Annotated in this window: 2 protein-coding genes and 2 tRNA genes; 2 read left to right on the forward strand and 2 right to left on the reverse strand. The window is 40.2% G+C overall.

The features are described from left to right. Positions 1–127 precede the first annotated feature (127 nt). Positions 128–370: a hypothetical protein gene (locus tag ICN40_RS11610; protein ID WP_216244150.1), complete on the reverse strand. Its 243-nt coding sequence runs from the start codon at positions 368–370 to the stop codon at positions 128–130. 354 nt (positions 371–724) lie between these two features. After that, entirely contained in the window at positions 725–1,102 is a 378-nt protein-coding gene (locus tag ICN40_RS11615) for a hypothetical protein (RefSeq protein ID WP_216244152.1), read from the reverse strand. Between the two features lie 174 nt (positions 1,103–1,276). On the opposite strand from ICN40_RS11615, the gene ICN40_RS11620 reads away from it, so the two are divergent. Together ICN40_RS11620 and ICN40_RS11625 are read left to right on the forward strand one after the other, a co-directional pair. Further along, positions 1,277–1,366: transfer RNA gene (locus ICN40_RS11620), tRNA-Ser, on the forward strand. A 3-nt stretch (positions 1,367–1,369) separates the two neighbouring features. Further along, a tRNA-Thr gene (locus ICN40_RS11625) sits at positions 1,370–1,442 on the forward strand. Positions 1,443–1,586: the final 144 nt, after the last annotated feature.

The following is a 1,586-nucleotide window of genomic DNA, read 5'->3' on the forward strand; positions in this document are numbered from 1 at the left end:
GGGGGGGAATGTATTCAATCGCTATATCTTCATGAAAAAAGCCAGATGCAAAATCAAAGTTTTACACTTAAAAAATGTAGAGCTATCTTGATTGGCTTTGAGGTGAAAAAATTTCTCTCGCGATCGCTTATTTGAATTGGCTCCTTAAATCTCTTTCCAGTATTTTTAGACCCATCCACTGTTTGGCGGCCTCTTTGGATTTAAAAGGAGTACCCGCGCTATCTACACCATGTTTTTGAACAATTAAACCGTTAGCGTTGGTTTCGTAAACATAATAAACTTTAGTGGGTCGACCGCCATCTAAGTGCGCCCTCATTAATTCGGCTATTACTAGCTTATATTTATTTTCCGCTTTAATCATCATTTCCATTAAGAAAGTCAAATAATGTGGCTGCCGACAAGTAGGATGGACACCCATGGTTTTTTTATCATAGGCTGCAAGGCAAGGGTTGATAATCCCATAATTACGGGGCAACTTCTTGCCATGTGATTTAGAAAATCAATTCACTCGAATACTTGATGGTCAATAGCGCTGTTGCAGAGCACCAAATGAGTCTGCTCATAAAGTTTGAAAGCAGCGCATCAGGGCGATAAATTAATGCTTTTGAAAAAGTTTACTTCTGAAACGAAGGGGCGTTGATACCTCCCCTAATTCAATGTTCGGGGCTAAACCAAGCTAGATTAGATTTGGTTGGTATTTTCTTGGTGCAAGCGCTAGAAACAATCATTTGTTACTATAAATATTGCAGTCAAGCGTTTTTTCGCACTCGTTCATCATGCCTTGGGTTGCGCTTCTAATTGCAACAACTTGAGATTTAATGAGGCCAGTTCTCGTTGTATCCTCTGCGATATGCGTAACCAGCCAAGCTTTTGTGCCAATGGTGGTATAACCAATTTCATCTCCAAGAACAGGCGCTATGCTAACGCGTGCGGCCGTAATACCGTTAGAAGTTTGAAGCATTACTAGTGATATTTGAAATTTATTAACAGGGAATTTTTTTGTAAATTTTACTGTAACAATGTCATTAATCTGCTCTGCACAAGACATCTCCTGAAGGCCTGTACAGGTTGCTGTAAAAAAACCACAGGAATTCACTTTCATTGCAAACAAGCTGAGTAAAGCTAATAAAGATATTTTTTAATCATTTTTGAGGGCTTTTATAATTTTTAATGCTAGATTTAGCTCGCTAGCATTGTCATCCCGCATACATGGGGGGGGGCAGAAAACCACTAGGGATTTCGTATCTGCTTTGAAGTATCATCTACTCAAAATTTCGGAAACGTGGCCGAGTGGCTGAAGGCACCGGTCTACTAAACCGGCATATTTGTAAAAGTATCGAGGGTTCGAATCCCTCCGTTTCCGCCAGTTGCCGCTTTAGCTCAGTTGGTAGAGCAGTTCATTCGTAATGAAAAGGTCGCCAGTTCGATTCCGGCAAGTGGCATCATATTTTTAAATACGTAGATTCAAACACGAAGTGCAACACGGTTTAAGGACTGCATAAATACTTCATTGGGGGTTTTAAATCCTAATCGTTTTCTAGGTCGGTTGTTTAAACGGTCTTGGATCATTCTAAGCTCCTTATCGG

The sequence above is a fragment of the Polynucleobacter sp. Fuers-14 genome (assembly GCF_018882045.1).
Classification (GTDB): domain Bacteria; phylum Pseudomonadota; class Gammaproteobacteria; order Burkholderiales; family Burkholderiaceae; genus Polynucleobacter.